Source organism: Intrasporangium sp., assembly GCF_030452765.1.
Classification (GTDB): domain Bacteria; phylum Actinomycetota; class Actinomycetes; order Actinomycetales; family Dermatophilaceae; genus Intrasporangium_A.
The window spans coordinates 13,778-32,751 of sequence record NZ_JAKDLO010000025.1; the positions used below are offsets into that span (position 1 = coordinate 13,778).

Consider the following 18,974-nt stretch of genomic DNA (forward strand, 5'->3'; position numbering starts at 1 on the left):
TTTCAGGATAGGTCCGGTTGGCCGTCCTGTGAACCTGAGCCGTCCTCGGGCATGAGGCTCGCCGGCCGGACTGAGCCGGCACCGAAGCGGGCACTGGCCCGGTCGACCGCACGGTCCGCCTCCCGCCAGCCCCGGTCCCGCTCGTCGAGCGTCGCCTGGATCGGGGTCCCGCTCGACGGGGCGAGCCCCTCGAGCCGAACCCCGACCAGCCGGATGCGCACCCTCTGCAGGCCGAGCCGGTCGAACAGCTCGACCGCCGTGGCATGGATCTCCCGGGAGACGTCGGTGTGGCCCCGCAGCGTCTTGGCCCGGGTGACCGTCGTGAAGTCGGCGAACCGGACCTTGATCGACACCGTGCGCCCGCTCATTCCGGCAGAGCGGGCCCGCGCCGCAGTCCGGTCGGACAGGCGCAACAGCTCGCGGTGCACGACGGCGGGGTCGTCGACGTCGTAGGAGAAGGTCTCGTCGGCGCCGATGGACTTCTCCTCGCGCTGCCGCTCGACCGGCCGTGGGTCACGTCCCCAAGCGAGATCGTGCAGGGTCCGGCCGGCGGCGTCACCGAGGGCCCGCTGAAGCGTCTCGACCGGGGTGTGGGCCAGGTCGGCGACGGCGCGCAGCCCGAGTCGGTGCAGGTGCTCCTCGGTGCGCTCCCCCACGCCCCAGATCGCCCCGACGGGCAGCTGGTGGAGGAAGACGACCGTCTCATCATGCGGGACGACGAGCAGGCCGTCGGGTTTGGCCAGCCCCGAGGCGAGCTTGGCGACGAACTTCGTCGCGGCGACGCCGACCGAGCACGTGATGCCCTGCTCGTCGGCGATGGTGTCGCGCACGATCTGGCCGATCTGCGCGGGTGGCCCGAGCCGCCGGACGGCACCGGACACGTCGAGGAAGGCCTCGTCGAGCGAGAGCGGCTCCACCTGGTCGGTGAACGTCGCGAACGTGGCCATGATCGCGTCCGAGATCGCGGCATAGCGACGATGATCGGGCGGGATCACGACGGCGTGGGGACAGAGCCGCCGGGCCTGTGACATCGGCATGGCTGAGGTGACTCCGAACGCCCGGGCCTCGTACGTGGCCGACAGCACGACCGACCGCCCGGAGCCGCCGATGATGACCGGCTGCCCACGAAGGTCCGGCCGCGACAGGAGCGAGGCGGATGCGTAGAAGGCGTCCATGTCGACGTGCAGGATCGGGCACCCGGTGTCGTCGGGCGGTCCGGGCTCGCTCCGGACCGGCACGCTGAACTGGCGTCTACTCATCTGGGCGGCCCCCGTCCGGCCTGTCGTACTCAGTGCCCTCAGCCGCGGCGGGCGACGACGTGCAGGGCACTGCCGAGGGTGCCGAGGACCTCTCGTCCCGGCCCACGCACGAGCAGGTCGTCGAGCTCGTCGAGAGCGGCCCGGTCGGCATCGGAGTCGATGAGGGGCGCCGGGACGAGATGCGAGAGGATCCCGGCACCACGGGCCTGCTCGATGGTGAACCCGGCCGCGGTGAGCAGCCCGGTGAGCCGGTCGAGGTCGAACCGACGCGGTAGCGGGTCCTGTGCGCCCCAGCGCCCCTCGGGGTCGAGCAGAGCCGCGCGTGCGTGGCCGAACTCGCCCGCGATCGCCTTGGCGAAGACGACGGCGAGGCGGCCGGCGACGATGAGGGACAGCACGCCACCCGGCCCGAGGACGCTCGCGCTCGCGCGCAGGGTGGCGGCCGGGTCGTCGACGAACTCGAGTGTGCCGTGACAGCAGACGAGGTCGAAGGTGGCACCGGACAGGACCGACACCAGGGAGTCGCCGTCGCCCTGTAGGGCGGTGACCCGGCTGGAGACGCCGGCGTCGCGGGCGCGGTCGCCGAGCGCGGCGAGGGCGTTGGGGCTGGGGTCGACGACGGTGACCCGGTGGCCGGAGACCGCGAGAGGGACGGCGACCCCGCCGGTGCCGCCGCCGAGGTCGAGCACGTCGAGGGGGCGTCCGAGTCGCTGGGTACAGCTCGCGGCGAGCCGCTCCGTGGCCGCGACCGCGGCGAAGGTCCGAGCGGCGGACCGGTGCCGGCCTCGCTGATCCTCGGGCACGGCGTCCTCCTCGGGCAGGAATGGTGCGGTCTCACCCTAGTGTCCTGCACTGCCCGGACTGGCATGCCACAGCTTGCGGGGAGCGGCTCCGGACGAGCCGGTCGGCACGAGGCCACCGATGGGCCGGGCACCGTGGACGGCGCCCCCCGCAGGGCGCACGTCGGCGTAGGGCGACTGCCGGTAGCCGGATGCGTGCACGAGGACCCGTCGGCTGCCGTGGTGCACCTGCGCGTCGGCGTCGGCGAGCACCTCGGCCCGCTGCTGGGCGGATCGCTCGGCCTCGGCCAGGGCCGCATGGAGCGCGGCCGGTCCGCCCCGGGACCATGCCTCCTGCAGAGCGCTCAGCTCCCAGGCGCCGGTCGCGCGGATGGACAGGCCCCGGGGGCCGGTCCTGCGGACCACCCCGCGGCACAGGAGCAGCCATGAGTGGAAGACGGTGGCGGCATACGGGCCCTGGACGTCCTCGAAGAAGGTCAGGTCGATGGGGCCGGTGGCGTCGTCGAGGGTGAGGAAGACGACGCGACGACCGGACCTGACCGGCGGTGTCTGGGTTGCGACCTTGACTCCGGCCACCCACACTTCGCGCCCGTTGCGGCCGGTGAGCAGGTCACGGGCGCGGCTGACCCCGAGCTCGGCGAGCGCCGGCTCGTAGAAGTCGGCGATGTGCCTGCTCGCGTCCAGACCGAGCACCTCGAGCTCGGCACGCACGCGCTCCGGCCCGGTCATCTCGGGCAGGCCGCTCGTGGTCGTGAGCCGGGGCGTGTCACCGAGGTCGAGGGTCAGCTGGGAGGTGACCGGGCCGGCATGCGCGGCCGGCCCGTCGGACTGGGCTGCGGCCAGCGCGCGGACGTCGGGCGGTGCCGGCCCTTCCCCCCGGGGGGCAGGTATCGACGCGGCGCGCGCGCGTGTGCGGCGGGAGCCGGAGCATCGGGTACCTGACCAGCGCTCGAGCTCGGCGACGTGCAGGAGCAGGTCGCGCCGGGTGACCCTCCCCCGTTGCCCGACCTCGAGGGACGTGCCGATCCCGTGGATGCTGTCGAACCCGCCGGTGAGGACGAGCCGCTCGACCACCGGGCGGCAGACGTGGGCCCGCTGCCAGAAGTCGGACAGGCTGAAGTATGGCGCGCCTGCGACGATTCTCTCGACCTCGGCGTCGGTGATGCCGTGGACGTCGGCGAGCGAGAGCCGAATCCCGGGGCGGCCGTCCGGGTCGGGCTCATAGCGGTAGCTGCCTGTGCTGACGTTGACGTCGAGCCCGAGGATCGTCACACCGAAGGCCCGCGCGTCGTCGAGGATGAGCCGCTTCGGGTACATCCCGGGGTCGTGGGTGAGGACGCCGGCGAAGAGGGCGGCCGGGTGGTGCGCCTTGAGCCAGGCGGACTGGTAGGTCGGCAGGGCGAACGCCGCCGCATGTGCCTTGCAGAAGCCGAACGAGGCGAACGCCTTCAGGACCCCCCAGATCCGGTCGGCCTCGCCCGGCTCGTAGCCGCGCGCGAGCGCTGCTGGGCGCCACCACCGCTCGACGCGCTCCTGTCCGTCGGTGCTGCCGAGGGCACGGCGCACCTCGTCGGCCTCGGCCAGGGTCACGCCCGTCGTCTCGGCGACGATCCTCAGGACCTGTTCGTGGAAGACGACGACGCCCTCGGTCTCCGCGAGCGCGGGCACGAGCGACGGGTGGAGGCAGTCGCGCTCCCGCCAGCCCTGCCGCGCGTTGAGGAACGGGATGATCATGTCGGACTTGACCGGCCCGGGACGGAACAGCGAGATGTCGATGATGAGGTCGTCGAACCGCTCGGGCCCGAACTTGCCGATGAGCTCGCGCTGGCCAGGGCTCTCGATCTGGAAGCACCCGAGCGTCCGGGTCGAGCGGATCAGCTCGAAGGTCTCCTCGTCGTCGTGGGGCACCTGCGCCTCGTCGTCGAGGTCGATGCGCGCCCCCTCGACCCGGGCGACCTCGTCGACCGCATGGGCCATGGCAGACTGCATCCGCACACCGAGGATGTCGAGCTTGAGCAGGCCGAGCGTCTCGACGTCGTCCTTGTCGAACTGGCTCATCGGGAAGCCCAGCCAGCTCGCCTCGACCGGCGTCCGGTCGAGCAGGCCGGAGTCGGACAGGACGACACCACAGGGATGCAGGGCGATGTGCCGGGGCAGGCCGTCGAGCCGCTCGACGAGGTCGAGGACGAGCTGGAGCCGGGGCGCATCGAACCCGCTCGCGCGCAGCTCGGGCAGCTCGGCCAGCGCGCTGCGGGCGTTGCGAGCAGCGATATGAGGGAACGCCTTGGCCATCGCGTCGACCTCGGCAGGCGGCAGCCCGAGAGCGGCACCGACGTCGCGGATCGCGTGACGCACCCGGTAGGTGTCCATCATCGAGACGCACGTGACGCGCTCCCCGCCGAACCGCTCGAGCACCCGCTGGTAGATCTCGGTCCGGCGCGCGGACTCGACGTCGACGTCGATGTCGGGCAGCTGGGCTCGCAGCGGCGAGCAGAACCGCTCCATGAGCAGCCCATGCCGCACCGGGTCGACCCCGGAGATGCCGAGCAGGTAGTTGACGATCGACCCGGCGCCCGAGCCCCGCGCGGCGACCCGGACACCCATCTCGCGGATGAGGTCGCACACGGCGGCGACGGTGAGGAAGTAGGTCGGGTAGCCGAGCGTCTCGATGACGGCCAGCTCGTCCTCGAGACGTTCGCTGACCGCCTCCAGATGGGGTCCGGAGGCGGCGGGATAGCGGGTGCCGATCGCCTCCCGGCAACGCCTCGCGAGCACATGGTGCGGGCTCATCCCGGGCCGGATGCCGAGCACGTCGGGCTCGGGCAGGTGGACCGCCCCGACCCCGAGGTCCGCATGCGGGTCCTGGATGCACTCGCCTGCGAGCCGCATGCCCGAGCGGAGCAGCTCGTCGGCGGCCTCGCGGGCGAGCCGGCCGCCACCGGTCAGGCCGGACCCGCAGACCTGGGCGACGTCGAGCGCGAGACCGTGCATGAGCGGGGTCGGCGCGAGGTGGGCTGCCGTCGTGACCCGGTCGAGGTGGCGCGCGTCGAGCGGGACGAGGCGGCGGGCCGCGTCGAGCAGGTCGGCCACCGGCGCGTCCTGACGGTCGGCGTGCCGGACCGCGGCGGTGATCACGGCACGGACTCCGGTCTCGTGCGCGAGGGTGAGCATCCGTCCCGCCTGCCCGAGGCTGCCGGGCCGGCCCTCGGGACCGCCGTGGCAGACGACCTCGACAGCGACGCAGCCAGGCGGTAAGAGGGCGATCCACCGCTCGAGGGCGGCACGAGCCGTCGTATGCCGCTTGGCGAGGACCGCGCGCCCGACGTCCGAGTCGGGCCCGAGCAGCACGACCAGCCGGCCGGGCGAGCAGTCCCCACGTGCGTGCTCCGCGACGAGCGCCGGTGTCGTCACGGCTCTCCCCCGCTCGCCACGCAGGTGCGTCGCGGTGACGAGCCGACACAGCGCTGCCCAGCCGGAGCCCGGCGCGAGCCCGGCTGCCCCGCCCCTGGCGAGCACCGTGATCCGGGGCAGCCGGGGGTCGACGACAGCCCCGCCCCGGACCGGGGCGCGGGTGCGAGGATCCGGTGCCTCGGCACCGGGACCGAGCGCGAGGTCGACCCCGAGGATCGGCGCCACGTGCGCCTCCAGGCAGGCCCGGACGAACTTCACTGCCCCGTAGAGGCCGTCGCGGTCGGTCAGGGCCAGGGCCGGCTGCCCCCACGCGGCGGCACGCTCGACGAGCACCTCGGGCTGGGCGGTCCCATAGCGCATCGAGTAGCCGGAGGCGACGTGCAGGTGGACGAAGCTGTCGGTCACACGCCGCTCCCGTCGTGGCGCGAGACGGCCAGGGCGGGGGTGGTCGACTCGGGCAGAGGGGTGCAGAGCGGGACACCGAGCAGGTCCGAGACGATCGTTAGGAACATCCCCGACTGGCGCAGCAGGTCATCGGCCGCGCGCACGGTGACCCACCCGCCGCGGTCGGCGAGGGTCTGCTGCCGCGAGGCCCCGGCGAAGAACGCAGCCCACTCCCCCAGCTCGGGCGCGACCTCGGGCAAGGCACGCCAGACGCTTCGGGGCCGACCTCGCAGAACGGGCGAGGTCCGCGCGGCGACGAGAGCCGCAGCTGCCCGAAGCGCCCCGAGACAAGCCTCGCGGTGGCGCTCGGCGGCATCGGCTGCCTGGCAGGCGGACTCGAGCGTCACCCGGGACCGCTCGAGCAGGTCGGTGACCGCGAACGGGAGGTGGGAGGCGGGCACAGGCATCGTGGTCATCTCCCCACGCCCTCAGTCGGCGACCCGTACGAGCGACCACCGGCCACCGTCACTGCGGTCACCGGCGTCATAGCGGTCACCGCCGTCACCGCCGTCATGGGCGAGGTCGTAGACGCCCGGGTTGTAGGACCAGCCGCGGCTGGCCTCGACCCGCCAGATCTCGTGTTCGCCCGCTGCTGCGGCAAGGGCCGCTCCGGGCTCGGCGGGGGCATCGTGGTCGAGGGCATCGCGCCACCAGGCCCGTCGCTCGCGCCACTGGCCGAGCACGTCCCGCACGACGTATAGCCTCCCCCGCCAGATGAAGGCCTCGGGGCGGCTGGGTTGCCCTTCGCTGGGGCGGACCTCGACCGGATCACTGAACCTGCGCACCACGACACGTCTCCTTCAAGGACACATCGACGCGGGAGCCACGACCCAAGTGGCCCAGCGGGCCACAGACCCCTACCGACGACTTCTGGTTGACTGGATGATCGAACGATCCGACCCATCAAGCTGAGTCCCATCAAGCTGAGTCCCATCAAGCTGAGTCGAACATCTATTCGAATACCTGCAAGGGTAACCCGTGACACCGACATCGTGTCAAGAGCGATGCCTTGCCCACCCACGCAGAGCTGGGGCCCCGCTCTCGCCCCGATGTCCGGGCCGGTCCGCAATCCGGACGACTCGTGGGTTCAGGCCTCAGACGGCGATCGGAACGCCGAGGTTCGCGTGCACCTCGAGCGCCGCCGAAGACCGGTTCATCGTGATGAAGTGGATGCCGGGAGCACCCTCGCCGAGCAGGCGCTGCGCCGACTCCGTCGCGATCTCGATCCCCTCGGCCCGGATTGCCGCGGTGTCCTCACCGTGCCGGTCGAGCCGGTCGGTCACCGCCCTGGGCATCGGCTGTCCGGCCAGCTGCGCCATCCGGATGACCTGACGTGCGTTCGTGATCGGCATGATCGACGGCACGACCGGCAGCAGCGAGCCCCGTCGCGCGAGCGCGTCACGCAGGCGCAGGTAGTTGTCGACGTCGAAGACCATCTGGGTGATCGCGAACTCCGCTCCCGCCCGCTCCTTGCGCAGCAGCGTCTCGACATCAGCGCCGAGGTCACCGGACTCGGGATGACCGTCCGGGAAGGCCGCCACCCCGACGGTGAAGTCGCCCAGGCCCTTGACGAGGGCGACGAGCCCGTCGGCGTGGTCGAGCCCCTCCGGGTGGGTCGTCCACGGGGTCCCCAGGCCGCCGGCGGGGTCGCCGCGCAGGGCGAGGACGTTGCGGATCCCGACGCTCGCGTAGTGCCCGACCACGGACCGCAGCTCGGTCACCGGCGAGCCGACGCATGTCAGGTGCGCCATGGCCGTCAGCGAGGTCTCCTGGGCGATCCGCCCGGTGACCCGTACCGTCCGGTCGCGCGTGCCGCCGCCGGCGCCATACGTCACCGACACGAAGCTCGGAGCCACCTTCTCGAGATGCCGGATCGCCTGCCACAGCTGCGCCTCGGCCGCGTCGTCCTTCGGCGGGAAGAACTCGAAGCTGATGCTCGGTCGCTCGGCTCGGACCATCGCCGGGATCGACCGGGTGAACCGCTCCGCGCGCTCCATCGAGGACGCCGTGCCGTATGCCATGAGGCCACCGTACGTGTGGGGCCCCACCGACGCAGACCCGTTCCACCAAGGAGGACGCCCACCCCCGGTTAGGCTGGCCGCGTCCCGAGACCACCGCGACGGAGGAACCGTGTCCCGATCGACCGACCTGCGCGAGCTGCGTCGACGGGTCCAGCAGGCCACCGGCGAGCAGATCGCGGCAGCGTCGCGCGCCCTCGACCCGATCGGGCCCGGGCTCGCCCCGCGCGTCGCGGCCGTCTCGGGCCAGCTCGCGGGCGGCCAGGGCCGGCGCGCGAGCTTCCTCTACTGGGGCCACCGTGCGGCCGGCACGCCCGACTCGACCGAGCTCGCCCGGCTGGCCGCGAGCATGGAGTTCTTCCAGGGGGCCGCGCTGCTGCACGACGACGTCATGGACCGCAGTGACACCCGCCGCGGTATGCCGTCCGCGCACCGCGCCGCCGCAGCGCTGCACGGGCAGCGGGGCTGGGCCGGCGACCCGGAGCGCTTCGGGGAGGGGACCGCGATCCTGGCCGGAAACCTCTGTCTGACGTGGTGCGACCAGCTCTACGCCACCTGCGGCCTGCCCGCCGCCGACCTCGCGCGCGGCCGTGCCCTCTTCGACCGGATGCGCACCCAGCTGATGGGTGGCCAGTTCCTCGACCTGCTCGAGTCGGCGCGTGGCTGGGAGGGCGTCGACCTCGAGGGGCGCATCGAGTCCGCCCGCACGGTGATCCGCTACAAGAGCGCGAAGTACACGATCGAGCAGCCGTTGCTGATCGGCGCCCTCGTCGGCGGGGTGCCCGAGCCGGCGCTGCCCCACCTCTCGTCGTACGGGCTCGCCCTGGGCGAGGCCTTCCAGCTGCGCGACGACGTGCTCGGCGTCTTCGGCGACCCGGAGGCGACGGGCAAGCCGGCGGGCGACGACCTGCGGGAGGGCAAGCGAACGGTCCTGATCGCCTACGCCCTGGACGGGGCCCAGCCGGGTGACCGGCAGACCCTCGAGGCCCGCCTCGGTCGCGACGACATCGACACCGCGGGGGTCGACGACCTGCGCGACATCGTCAAACGGTCACGGGCGGTCGAGCGTGTGGAGAGCCTGATCGAGGTGCGGGTCACCGAGGCCCGGGCCGCGCTCGCCCGGGCCTCGGTGGCCGGCAGGCTCGACGAGCCGGCCGTCGACATGCTCGAGGAGCTCGTGTCCGTCTCGACCGAACGCCGGTCGTGACCGCCGCGGCGCCTCGGCCCGCCACAACGCCTCGGCCCGTCACAGCGCCTCCGCCTGGGCCCGCCGGCGGACCTCCCGCTTCCGCCCGGCCCACAGCGCGTCGATCGGAGCACCCGGCACGGGCAGCGACTCGTCGGGGGTGAAGAGCCACCGGATGATCTGCACGTCATCCATGCCGCCGTCCGCGAGCACGGTGATCGTCCCCTTCAGGTCCGCGCGCGGACCGACCTCGTCGTAGAACCGCGCCGGCACGGCAACCACGGACCGCCCCCCGATCCGCGCCGCGACGACCTCGCGCTCGGCGATGGACTGGCGCACCCGACTGAGCGGCATACCCAGGCGCTCCGCGACCTCAGGGACGGTCAGCCACTCACCGACGAGGGCCTCCAGATCGGGGTCGAGGGACTGGGACGGCGCGCTCACGCGGCCAGTCTGCCACCAGCGACTCCCTCCATGGGCCCCTCTGCGTCGCCCGCCCACCGGCCCTCTACGGGGTTGAGGAACAACGGACAGCGGTTAGCGGTAGCGGCCGCCGAGCGGGTGGCAGTGTCGCGTCGGGCCCGTACGCTTGGAGTGCCTGCGGCAGTGGCTGCAGGAAGTGAGCCCGAGACCCGGCCGGACGACCGTGGCGCCCGGGCTTCGCGGCGTTCAGGGGGTCAGGGGCGTCTTGTCGCCTTCGGCTCTCCGGTCCGTTGCACTGCCCGGTAGACGGTGGAGCGGCCCACGTTGAACAGGTCGGCCAGGTCGGTGGAGGTGTGCTTGCCGCCGCGCCACAGCTCGACCAGGTGCACCTCTTGGGCTGGTCTGAGCTTGGGTTGCTTACCGCGCAGCCGGCCCTTGGCCTTGGCAACCTTCATCCCTTCCCGGGTGACGCATCCGGATCAGGTCCGACTCAAACTCGGCAATCATAGCCAGGACATTAACAGCAGCCGACCGACCGGGCAGTCGGGTCGTGCACTGGTCGTGCACCGATCCGCCGATGTTGAGCTTCACCTGCGCCTGGGTGAGTTCTTCGACGATGTTGCGGGCATCGATCAGGGACCGGGCGAGCCGGTCGAGCTTGGTGACGACGAGGATGTCGTCGGCGTGGCAGGCGGCGAGAGCCTCGCGCAGTCCGGGGCGGGCTCGGTTGGTGCTGGTCAGCCCGTGGTCGACGTAGATCCGCTCAGGCTTCACCCCAGCGACTCGAGCGCGTCGCGTTGGGCGGTGAGGTCCTGGTCGTCGGTCGAGCAGCGGGCGTACCCGACGAGCATCGTGGCCATCGGTGACTGTACCGGTTGAGCCCGCTTCACCGGGCACCGGGCATTAGATCGGGCGGGTCTTACGGGATCAGGAGATGGCCGGTGCTCCGCAGAACCGGCGGCACTGCCGAAGGGGCGCGGAGTGTCCCGTTGGGGGATTGGGGGCGCTCATCGGTCCAGGCTGGCGAATAGGTCGGCCCCGAACTCTTCGATGTTCATCCTGTTGTTGATATCCCTCAGGGCTTCCGCGCGGCCGGCTTAAGATCACGCCGTCCAGTTCGCTGCTGTCGGGGCTGGGTTCGATCCCCTCGGTGAGGGCGAGTCGTCCGACTACTCCACGATGGTCATCTCTGGCGGTGGGACGCGGAGCCCACGGGTGAGGACGAGGAGGTACACCACGCCAAGGGTGAGCCAACTTGCCCCGAGGGTCAGTGCCGCGCTGTCGAGCTTGGTGAGCAGGTAGACGTCGACAATGGCGCCGATGAGGGGCACCACGACGTAGGTGGCGGGGTTGAGGCGGGACCCGGCTTCGGTGTGGCGGTGCCGTAGGAAGTAGCCGATCACGGACAGGTTCACCAGAGTGAATGCGGTGAAGGCGCCGAAGTTGATGAAGGAGGTCGAGGTGGCGACGTCGAGGAACAGTGCTCCGAGGCCGATGAGTCCACAAAGCACGATGTTGAGGATGGGAGTGGCGAACCGGTCGGAGAGCCGGCCGAAGAATCTTTTGGGGAGGACGCCGTCACGGCCCATGGCGTACAGGAGCCGGGAGACGCTGGCTTGGGCGGCCAGCCCGGAGGTGAACTGGCCGATGATCAGACCGGTGAGGAAGACTGCGGCGAACAGCGCCCCGCCGATGGTCTTGGCGGTGTCCGCGGCCAGTGAGTCGGCATTGGCGAATGAGGAGCCGGGCTCGACGAGGGTCAGGGTGTAGGCGACGGTGACGAACACGGCCCCGCCGATGAGAGCGATGAGCATGATCGCGCGGGGAATGTTGCGCTGGGGGTCCCGGGTGTCCTCGGTGAGCGTGCTGACCGCGTCGAAGCCGAGGAAGGAGTACGCCGCGATCGCGCCGCCTGCGGCGATGGCGGAGAAGCCGCCCTCCCCCGTGAACGGGTTGGTCGACAGCAGCGAACCGCCGCCATGGTGGGACACCAAGTAGATGACCGCGAACAGGACGAAGAGGGCCAGCACCAGGAACTGCATGGCCATCAGCGCGAAGTTCGCCTTGTCCGCCACTTTCAGCCCGATGATGTTGAGGGCGGTGGTGGTCAGGATGAACAGTACGATCCACACCCACGTCGGCACCGAGGGGAACTGGCCGGTGAGGTAGGCAGCGCCGATCAACCAGATCACCAGGGGCAGGAAAAGGTAGTCCAGCAGAATCGTCCAGCCGACGATGAAGCCAAGCCTGGCGTCTAGGGCCTTGCGCACGTAGGTGTAGGAGGAGCCGGCGACAGGGTAGTGCCTGGACATCTTTGCGTAGCTCGCGGCGGTGAACAGCATGGCCACCGTCGCCAAAAGGTAGGCACCGGCGCTGGCCCCCTTCGACGTTTCGGCGATGATGCCGAAGATGCCGAGGACGATGATGGGCGTCATGTAGGCCAGGCCGAACAAGGTCACCGATCTCAGACCGAGCGATGGCTCGAGGCGGGTCGGGTGGCTGGCTTGGTGGGTCTGCTCAGCAGTCATCGGTGATCCCCGGGATTTGGGTTACGGGGTTGCCAGTGGCCTTGCGCCATGTGGCCGTTGTAGGCGGGGAGGTCGATCGGGTCGTCGTCGGCGTGTAACTGCTGCCACATCCGGTTGAGACCGGCGGTGCCGCGGGTGCGTACCTCGCTCACCCGGTCGAGGTCGAGTACAAGGTGGGTTACCTCGCGTTCGGCGTGTGTGATCTCTGCCAGCACCTCGCCTTCTGGCCCGACGTAGATGCTTTGTCCCCGCCCGGGCGGGCCGGCGGCGTTTACGCTGAGGTAGAAGACCTGGTTCGCGATCGCGTTGGCCCGTGCGAGGACGAGTTCCTGCGCGCGGTCGGGTGTGGTGGTCTTGACGATGTTGAGGACAACCTCGGCGCCGTGCCAGGCGATCTGGCGCGTCGCCTCGGGGAACCAGCTGTCGTAACAGATGTTGATCCCCATCCGGCCGGCTTGGGGCACGTCGAAGGCCGTGAAATCTGTGCCCGACGCCCACGGCTCATGGGGTCGCCACGGGAAGACCTTGCGGTAGGACGAGACGAGTCGTCCTTCGGGGTTGTAGACGAGCGCCGTGTTGAATATCCGACCGTCGGCGCCACGTTCGGCGATGGAGCCCGGCACCAACCAGGCGCCAGCGTCCGCCGCCACCTGCCCTAGCGCTGCCACAAGCGGGCCCGTGAGGGGTTCGGCAACCCGGGCGAAGAAGGCCCAAGGGTCGTCCTCGCCATCCTTGTCTCCGAGAAGATGGACTTCGGGGAACACCACCATCTGGGTGTCCGGGCGGTCCTTCAGGATGCCGGCGACGTCGTCGGCGAACTTGGCCAACCTGTCTGCCCCGCTCACCGGCCGGGCCTGAACAAGGGCCGTCCGCCAGAGTCTCGTCACATCGACACCTCCATCGATTCAGCTGGTTGGCGCGATCCCGCTGTACTTTCGCGGAAGGACGCGCTCCCATCTTTCAAAGCTTGGACGGCGCCGTGCCGCGTCGCTGTCCCTGTGCGCCATCGACCAGCCCTACCACGGGATCGGCCTGCCCGTCACCGAGGTTGGTCCAGTCGACGCTAAGGGAACTCATGTGAACCTCCGGTTGATCGCAGAACCCATATGACCGACATCACTTTCGGAAGAGCCATGCTGCAACAACTCGGAGATTTCCGATGTGCAATGCGGGCGCCGCCGCTGAGGTCAGATGTCCTGGGCCGTGAGCTGGAGCGCGATCCAGGCCCGACGCGCACCCTGGGGTCCTCGAGAGGGCTCCCCAGAGCCCTCTCGAGCTGGCCCAGGCGGTTGCCAACAGTGATTCGTTGAATCCCCAGCTCTTGGACGAGGCACTCGAAACGGTGGAAGAGGAAGCGCTCGGCGCGCTGCAACACCTTGACAGGACCGATAGCGGTACACCTCGCGGATCTCCCACGCGTGCTCGTACGCCGTCTGCGGGCACTACACATGCCGCTTCACACCCGGGGCCAAGGAGCCGGTTGTGGACCTTGGTGTAGAAGATCGCCACGCGCTGCCCGTCGGCGGTCAGGTCGTAGGTGTTGCTCTTCGGCCGTCGCGCGATCAGGCCCTTGCGGTGTAGCCGGGCCAGGTCGTAGCTCATCTGGTTGACGGTGTACTCGGCGGTCGGAACGCCGCGCAGCTGGCTCACCTGGGCACGCAGGCTCCGGTTGGTGAAGCCGAGGGAGTTCAAGGCGACGCACAGGGCGCCGAGCAGGGCCATGACCCGAGGATCTCCGAACCGTAGTGCGGGCGACCTCCTGCCATCGTCGGTGACGGTGGACTGTGCGACCCGCTCAAAGGCTGGGCTCGCAAGGACACAACCCTGCCCGACACGTTCAGTATCGAGCAGGCGGGCATTGATGGCACGACCCTTGGCCTGGAGCTCGTCGAGATGTTCCAGACGCCGGTGACACAGGAGATCGTTGGGCTTGTTGATGACGGTCTCGACCCGCAGCGCACGGCCGTCCTTGAGGTACTGCTTGATCCGGGAGTTCTTGAAGAAGGCGTTGATGGTGAGCCCGACCGTGTCACGGGTGACGACCTTGGTCTTGAAGGTCTGCTCCACCACCGGTGGTCGACCACGGCCGGCCCGATGACCGCGGAAGATGAGCTCGATGTTCTCTGGCCGCCCGATCTCGAGGTTGTCGATCACCAACGCCTCGAAGAACCCACGGGCGTGCCGTGGGGCGTCGAAGACGATGGTCCGGCAGACCTCGATGTGACGCATCGACACCCCCCACCAGTACCCGCCCTCCCGGTCCGTGGGTGTCAGGGGCAGGGGGAGCCGGCCCATCCATCGTTGGAAGAACACCTCGATGGCCCCGGGTCCGAGGCGATCGCAGATCGCCTGCAAACCGGCAGGGCCACCCGGCGCAGGGTCCGCCCGGCCACGGTGCAGTCCTGGCCGGGCGCGGTGGTCCCCGCGGCGGCCAGGGACTGCGCGGCCACCGCGCGTCGGGCCTCGACCGCGGCGATCAGGGCGGTAACAGCGGGAGGCGTTGCGGGTGCGCTGGTCCATCCGGGACTTGCGCCGATCGGCTTCCTTGCGGTGCGGGATCTCTGCGGCCCGGATGGGGCTGGGGACCGCCCAGGGCGCCCACCTGGCCGGGTCGTCGGTGGCCCACTGGGCGATGTCGAGGTAGAACGCGCGTACCGTCGCCAGGCAACTGGTGGCTCTGCGACGCGGGCTGTGGACCTCGGTGACGGTGCCGTCGGGCTGGCGGCGGCGGGTCGTCTTCATCCCGATGCGGGTCTTCCATCCGGCCGCGATCGCCGGGGCCAGTCGGAGCGAGTCGATCCCGGGGTGGTGCAGCTCCAGGTCCCGCCAGAACAGCCGCCCGAGGGTGTCGGCCAGCCGCACCAAGGTGACGTGGTCGAGGTTGACCTGGCGTTCCCGCAGGTAGTCGACCAGCAGCTCGCGCACCGGCTGGGCTTGAATCCCGCAGCGATCGACCAGCTGCTGCACGCTGAGCTGCCGCTGGTCGCACTGCGCCCGCACCGTTGGCGCGGCGGTGCCGTCGAGCACGCCCAGGGCGTGCAGCAGCTGATAGAAGTACGGGCTCCGGTAGTGGGTCAGGTGCACACATCGGCGGCGACATCGAGGAGCTGCAGGCAGTCGCCGACGGTGATGTCGGCGACCCCGCCGCCCTTGACTGCCATGATCACCGCGACCCGGTGCAACGCCACCCGGGTGGTGGACTCGCCGACCGGGTTGGCCTGACACAGTGCGGTCAGCTCGGCGAACCCTGCCGGGTCGCGGGTCCGGGCCATCTCGGCGGCCAGGCGTTTCGGGGTGGCCGGGGTCAGCAGCCAGGCCGGCTCGGGCCGCATCACGTCGGCACAGATCCGCGTCAGCAGGCCGGTGCCGAGCACCGCCGTGTCGAACCGGCAGTCGAACCCGGTGGTGGCCTTGCGCCGCCGGATCGGCATGGTCCTCCAGTCGGTGCGGCCGTCCTGACCGGCGCCGCTGGCCAGCAACCGCTGTTGCCAGGTGTCCCCGGGCTGCGCCTGCAGCCAGTCCAGGACGAAACGAACACCACGACGGCGGTTCTCCTCGCCGGACTCGGTGTCCGCGACGAACGGCGCGGCATGGAGCCGCTGCAGCAGCCCGGGCCTGGCCAGCCTGGTCGGCAGCCACACCGACCTGCAAGTGCGGCACATACCCATTGAGATAGATCCGGTCCAGGCACTGCACATCGAGCACGACATGACCATCGTAGAAGATCACCGATCCGAAGCACGTCACCCATCACAACAGCGTGCGCCCACAGACCCGCCCAGGCCAGCCCCAGACTCGGCGTACGCGGCGACCTGCTCATCGCTGAGGAACTCCACCGGCATGAGGCACGACGGTAGACCCACGACCAGCACCACACGGGCGAGCCGCTGAGCTGTGCCAAAATCGCGCCTATCGCTCACCACTGCTCCGTTGTTCCTCAACCCCGCTCTACGACGCACGGGCAGGGCAGGCGGCCGCGGGCTGCGGCCGCGCCTGGTCAGGATCACCGCCGCTGTTACGTAAACTCTCCCCGTGACGTCCAGCGTGACGGACGCGCTCGTCGGTCAGGTCATCGACGGCCGCTACCGCATCCTCAGCCACCTCGCGGACGGGGGCATGGCCTCCGTCTACGTGGCGATGGACGCACGCCTCGAGCGCCGGGTCGCCCTGAAGATCATGCGTCCGGGCCTGGCCTCCGACCACCTCTTCGTCGACCGGTTCCGCCGCGAGGCCCGGGCCGCGGCTCGCCTGAGCCATCCCAACGTCGTGGCGGTCTTCGACCAGGGCGAGGACGGCGGTGAGGTCTTCCTCGTCATGGAGCTCGTGGCGGGCAAGACGCTGCGCGAGGTGATCCATGCGGAGGCGCCGCTCACGGCCCGCGAAGCCCTCGCCGTCCTCGAGCCGATCCTCGAGGCGCTGCGCGCAGCCCACGACGCCGACATCATCCATCGTGACGTCAAGCCCGAGAACGTCCTCGTCCGCACCGACGGCGAGGTCAAGGTCGCCGACTTCGGCCTGGCCCGCGCGGCCGGCAGCCAGAGCACGACCAGCCAGAGCGGCGTCGTGCTCGGCACGGCGTCATACCTGTCCCCCGAGCAGGTCGAGCACGGCACGTCCGATGCCCGCAGCGACCTCTATGCGGCCGGGCTGCTCCTCTTCGAGATGCTGACGGGGCGCAAGGCCGTCACCGGCGAGACCGCCATCCAGATCGCCTACCGCCACGTGCACGGCACGATCGAGCCCCCGTCCGAGATCGTCCCGACCGTACCTACCGCCCTGGACGAGATGGTCGCGCGGGCCACCGCCACCGAGCCGGCCGACCGGTTCCCCGACGCCGCGACCTTCCTGGGGGCCCTGCGCAGTGTGCGCGGCCTGCTCTCGAGCGATGAGCTCGACCGCCGCGGCGTCGCCGGACCCGCTCCAGAAGCACCCTCGGAGCCCGACGCGCACCGGTCGACGAGCCCGACGCAAGCGCTGGGCACCACGACGGACCCACCGGCGGCACCTGCGGCCCACGAGGCGGCCCCGGTCCTCTCCCCGACTGCCGCGCTGCCGATTCCCGCCACGAACCAGCGGCCCCGCACCAGACGCAGGTGGCCCCTCGTCGCGCTGCTGCTGAGCCTGCTGGTGCTGGGCGGGTCCGCGGGATGGTGGTTCACGGTGGGGCCGGGCGGCACGACGCTCGTTCCTGACGTCGCCGGCGTCCGCCTCGAGCAGGCCGAGGGCAGCCTCGTCGCGCGCCACCTGCGGGGGGCACCGACCGAGGCGTTCTCGGAGTCGGTGCCCAGAGGGCAGGTGATCGGGCTGACCCCGACCGCCGGCACCGAGGTACGCAAACGCAGTGTCGTCACCCTCGTGGTCTCCAAGGGCCCGGAACGCTACACCGTGCCGGACCTGACCGGTGTCAAGGCCGGCCAGGTCGAGCGGACGTTGCACAAGCTCACCCTCACTCTCGGCCCACGCACCGAGCAGTGGAGCGAGACGGTCCCCAAGGGCGAGGTCGTCAGCCAGGACCCGGCCACGGGCACGTCCGTAGGGCGCGGCGCCGCCGTCTCCCTCGTCGTGTCCAAGGGCCGCGAGCCCATCACCGTCCCCGAGGTCGTAGGTAAGCCGCTCACCGACGCACAGGCCGCGATCACGGCGGCCGGGCTCGAGATCGAGCGCGCCGACGACGCGCACAGCGGCACGGTCGCCAAGGGCAGCGTCATCTCCCAGAAGCCGGCCGAAGGCACCCTGCACCGCGGCGACAAGGTCACCGTCACCGTCTCGAAGGGCCCGGTCATGGTGCAGGTGCCGTCCGTGGTCGGCAAGCGCGTCAAGGCTGCGGAGAAGACGTTGACCGACCTCGGCCTCAAGGTCAGGATCGAACGGCCGCTCGGCGAGTTCTTCGAGCTCGTGCGCAACCAGAGCGTCCGGGCCGGCCAGAGCGCGCCGAAGGGCTCGACGATCGTGCTGACGGTGGTCTGACCCACGTGAGACCGGCCACCCAGCGACGCGTCGCGACCCTCCTGCTGCTCGGCATCACCGCCGTGTGGGGGTCGACCTTCTTCCTCATCCGCGACCTCGTCGCGTACCTGCCGCCGGTCGACTTCCTCGCGGTCCGCTTCGCCATCTCGGCCGTCATCATGGTCATCGTCTTCTGGCGGCCACTGCGCGCCCTGACTCGGCGCCAGCTCGTCATCGGGGCGGGGCTGGGGGTCGTCTACGGCCTCGCCCAGATCTTCCAGACCCAGGGCCTCGCCTCGACGCCGGCGTCGGTCTCCGGCTTCATCACCGGGACCTACGTCGTGCTGACGCCGGTCTTCACCGCGGTCCTGCTGCGCGAACGGGTCGCCGGCTCGACGTGGGCAGCGGTCGCGCTGGCCACCTCGGGCCTGGCCCTCCTGTCGCTCAACGGCCTGTCGGTCGGCGTCGGTGAGGCGATCACCCTGCTCGCCGCCGCGCTCTACGCGCTGCACATCATCGGGCTCGGCAAGTGGAGCGGCAGCGAGATCGCGACCGGCCTGTCGGCCGTCCAGATGGTCGTCATCGCCGTCATCTGTGTCCTCGGCGCGCTCCCGGACGGCATCTCGATGCCGTCCGGCCTCGGCCAGTGGGCCTCGGTGCTCTACATGATCGTCTTCGCCAGCATCGGGGCGCTCTGGGCCCAGACCTGGGCGCAGGCCCGGCTGCCGGCGACACGGGTGGCGATCATCCTGACGATGGAGCCGGTCTTCGCCGCGTCCTTCGCCGTGTGGCTCGGGGGTGAGGCGCTCACCGGACGCATGCTCGTCGGTGGGGCACTCGTGCTCATCGCGATGTATGCCGTCGAGCTGCTTGCGCGCCGGCGCCCCGGTGAGCTGCCGGCGGAGACCCTCCACCACGAGGTCTGACCTGGATCCACCGGGTGGACATCCCCCGGCCCG

The 18,974-nt window shown here is 70.8% G+C and carries 14 protein-coding genes and 1 pseudogene; 3 read left to right on the plus strand and 12 right to left on the minus strand.

Going from position 1 to position 18,974, the window contains the following annotated elements:
* Positions 1-2: 2 nt before the first annotated feature.
* From dinB to metF, 6 genes are all read right to left on the minus strand, one after another.
* Positions 3-1,259 (minus strand): DNA polymerase IV, encoded by a 1,257-nt coding sequence (gene dinB / locus L0H79_RS05165; RefSeq protein WP_301483491.1) that lies wholly within the window; start codon positions 1,257-1,259, stop codon positions 3-5.
* Between the two features lie 38 nt (positions 1,260-1,297).
* Positions 1,298-2,062 carry a bifunctional 2-polyprenyl-6-hydroxyphenol methylase/3-demethylubiquinol 3-O-methyltransferase UbiG gene (locus L0H79_RS05170; protein ID WP_301483492.1) on the minus strand — a complete coding sequence of 255 codons (765 nt, stop codon included), beginning with the start codon at positions 2,060-2,062 and terminating at the stop codon, positions 1,298-1,300.
* A 36-nt stretch (positions 2,063-2,098) separates the two neighbouring features.
* Complete coding sequence (locus tag L0H79_RS05175; RefSeq protein ID WP_301483493.1) at positions 2,099-5,875, minus strand: DNA polymerase III subunit alpha; 3,777 nt, start codon at positions 5,873-5,875, stop codon at positions 2,099-2,101.
* The gene (locus L0H79_RS05180; RefSeq protein ID WP_301483494.1) at positions 5,872-6,330 is read right to left on the minus strand and encodes an SAV_6107 family HEPN domain-containing protein; all 459 of its coding nucleotides are present in this window, start codon (positions 6,328-6,330) and stop codon (positions 5,872-5,874) included. Before L0H79_RS05180 ends, L0H79_RS05175 begins: the two co-directional genes overlap by 4 nt.
* Positions 6,331-6,342: 12 nt before the next feature.
* A complete protein-coding gene (locus L0H79_RS05185) occupies positions 6,343-6,702 on the minus strand; it encodes a DUF6504 family protein (protein ID WP_301483495.1) in 360 nt (119 codons plus the stop codon).
* A 306-nt stretch (positions 6,703-7,008) separates the two neighbouring features.
* On the minus strand, positions 7,009-7,935 hold the full coding sequence (metF, locus tag L0H79_RS05190; RefSeq protein WP_301483496.1) for a methylenetetrahydrofolate reductase [NAD(P)H]: 927 nt from the start codon (positions 7,933-7,935) through the stop codon (positions 7,009-7,011).
* Positions 7,936-8,044: 109 nt separating this feature from the next.
* On the opposite strand from metF, the gene L0H79_RS05195 reads away from it, so the two are divergent.
* Complete coding sequence (locus L0H79_RS05195; RefSeq protein ID WP_301483497.1) at positions 8,045-9,139, plus strand: polyprenyl synthetase family protein; 1,095 nt, start codon at positions 8,045-8,047, stop codon at positions 9,137-9,139.
* 39 nt (positions 9,140-9,178) lie between these two features.
* Here the strand turns inward: L0H79_RS05195 and L0H79_RS05200 are convergent, their stop codons facing one another.
* The 6 genes and pseudogenes from L0H79_RS05200 to L0H79_RS05225 form a co-directional block, all read right to left on the minus strand.
* The gene (locus L0H79_RS05200) at positions 9,179-9,562 is read right to left on the minus strand and encodes an Rv2175c family DNA-binding protein (RefSeq protein WP_301483498.1); all 384 of its coding nucleotides are present in this window, start codon (positions 9,560-9,562) and stop codon (positions 9,179-9,181) included.
* 233 nt (positions 9,563-9,795) lie between these two features.
* Positions 9,796-10,401, minus strand: a pseudogene (locus L0H79_RS05205) (recombinase family protein).
* 309 nt (positions 10,402-10,710) lie between these two features.
* Complete coding sequence (locus L0H79_RS05210; RefSeq protein ID WP_301483499.1) at positions 10,711-12,069, minus strand: APC family permease; 1,359 nt, start codon at positions 12,067-12,069, stop codon at positions 10,711-10,713.
* A complete protein-coding gene (locus tag L0H79_RS05215; protein ID WP_301483500.1) occupies positions 12,066-12,896 on the minus strand; it encodes a carbon-nitrogen hydrolase family protein in 831 nt (276 codons plus the stop codon). Before L0H79_RS05215 ends, L0H79_RS05210 begins: the two co-directional genes overlap by 4 nt.
* A 289-nt stretch (positions 12,897-13,185) precedes the next feature.
* Positions 13,186-15,153: a hypothetical protein gene (locus tag L0H79_RS05220; protein WP_301483501.1), complete on the minus strand. Its 1,968-nt coding sequence runs from the start codon at positions 15,151-15,153 to the stop codon at positions 13,186-13,188.
* Positions 15,144-15,710: a hypothetical protein gene (locus L0H79_RS05225; RefSeq protein WP_301483502.1), complete on the minus strand. Its 567-nt coding sequence runs from the start codon at positions 15,708-15,710 to the stop codon at positions 15,144-15,146. The genes L0H79_RS05220 and L0H79_RS05225 overlap by 10 nt, the downstream gene beginning before the upstream one ends.
* Positions 15,711-16,101: 391 nt before the next feature.
* Here L0H79_RS05225 and pknB point away from each other — a divergent pair, with 391 nt between their 5' ends.
* Both pknB and L0H79_RS05235 read left to right on the plus strand, forming a co-directional pair.
* Positions 16,102-18,036: a Stk1 family PASTA domain-containing Ser/Thr kinase gene (gene pknB, locus L0H79_RS05230; RefSeq protein WP_301483503.1), complete on the plus strand. Its 1,935-nt coding sequence runs from the start codon at positions 16,102-16,104 to the stop codon at positions 18,034-18,036.
* 5 nt (positions 18,037-18,041) lie between these two features.
* Complete coding sequence (locus L0H79_RS05235) at positions 18,042-18,941, plus strand: DMT family transporter (RefSeq protein WP_301483504.1); 900 nt, start codon at positions 18,042-18,044, stop codon at positions 18,939-18,941.
* Positions 18,942-18,974: the final 33 nt, after the last annotated feature.

Coding starts and splice junctions, on each gene's coding strand:
- L0H79_RS05210 (WP_301483499.1), bottom strand. CDS start 12,069: ATGACTGCTGAGCAGACCCACCAAGCCAGCCACCCGACCCGCCTCGAG.
- metF (WP_301483496.1), bottom strand. CDS start 7,935: ATGGCATACGGCACGGCGTCCTCGATGGAGCGCGCGGAGCGGTTCACC.
- L0H79_RS05180 (WP_301483494.1), bottom strand. CDS start 6,330: ATGACCACGATGCCTGTGCCCGCCTCCCACCTCCCGTTCGCGGTCACC.
- dinB (WP_301483491.1), bottom strand. CDS start 1,259: ATGAGTAGACGCCAGTTCAGCGTGCCGGTCCGGAGCGAGCCCGGACCG.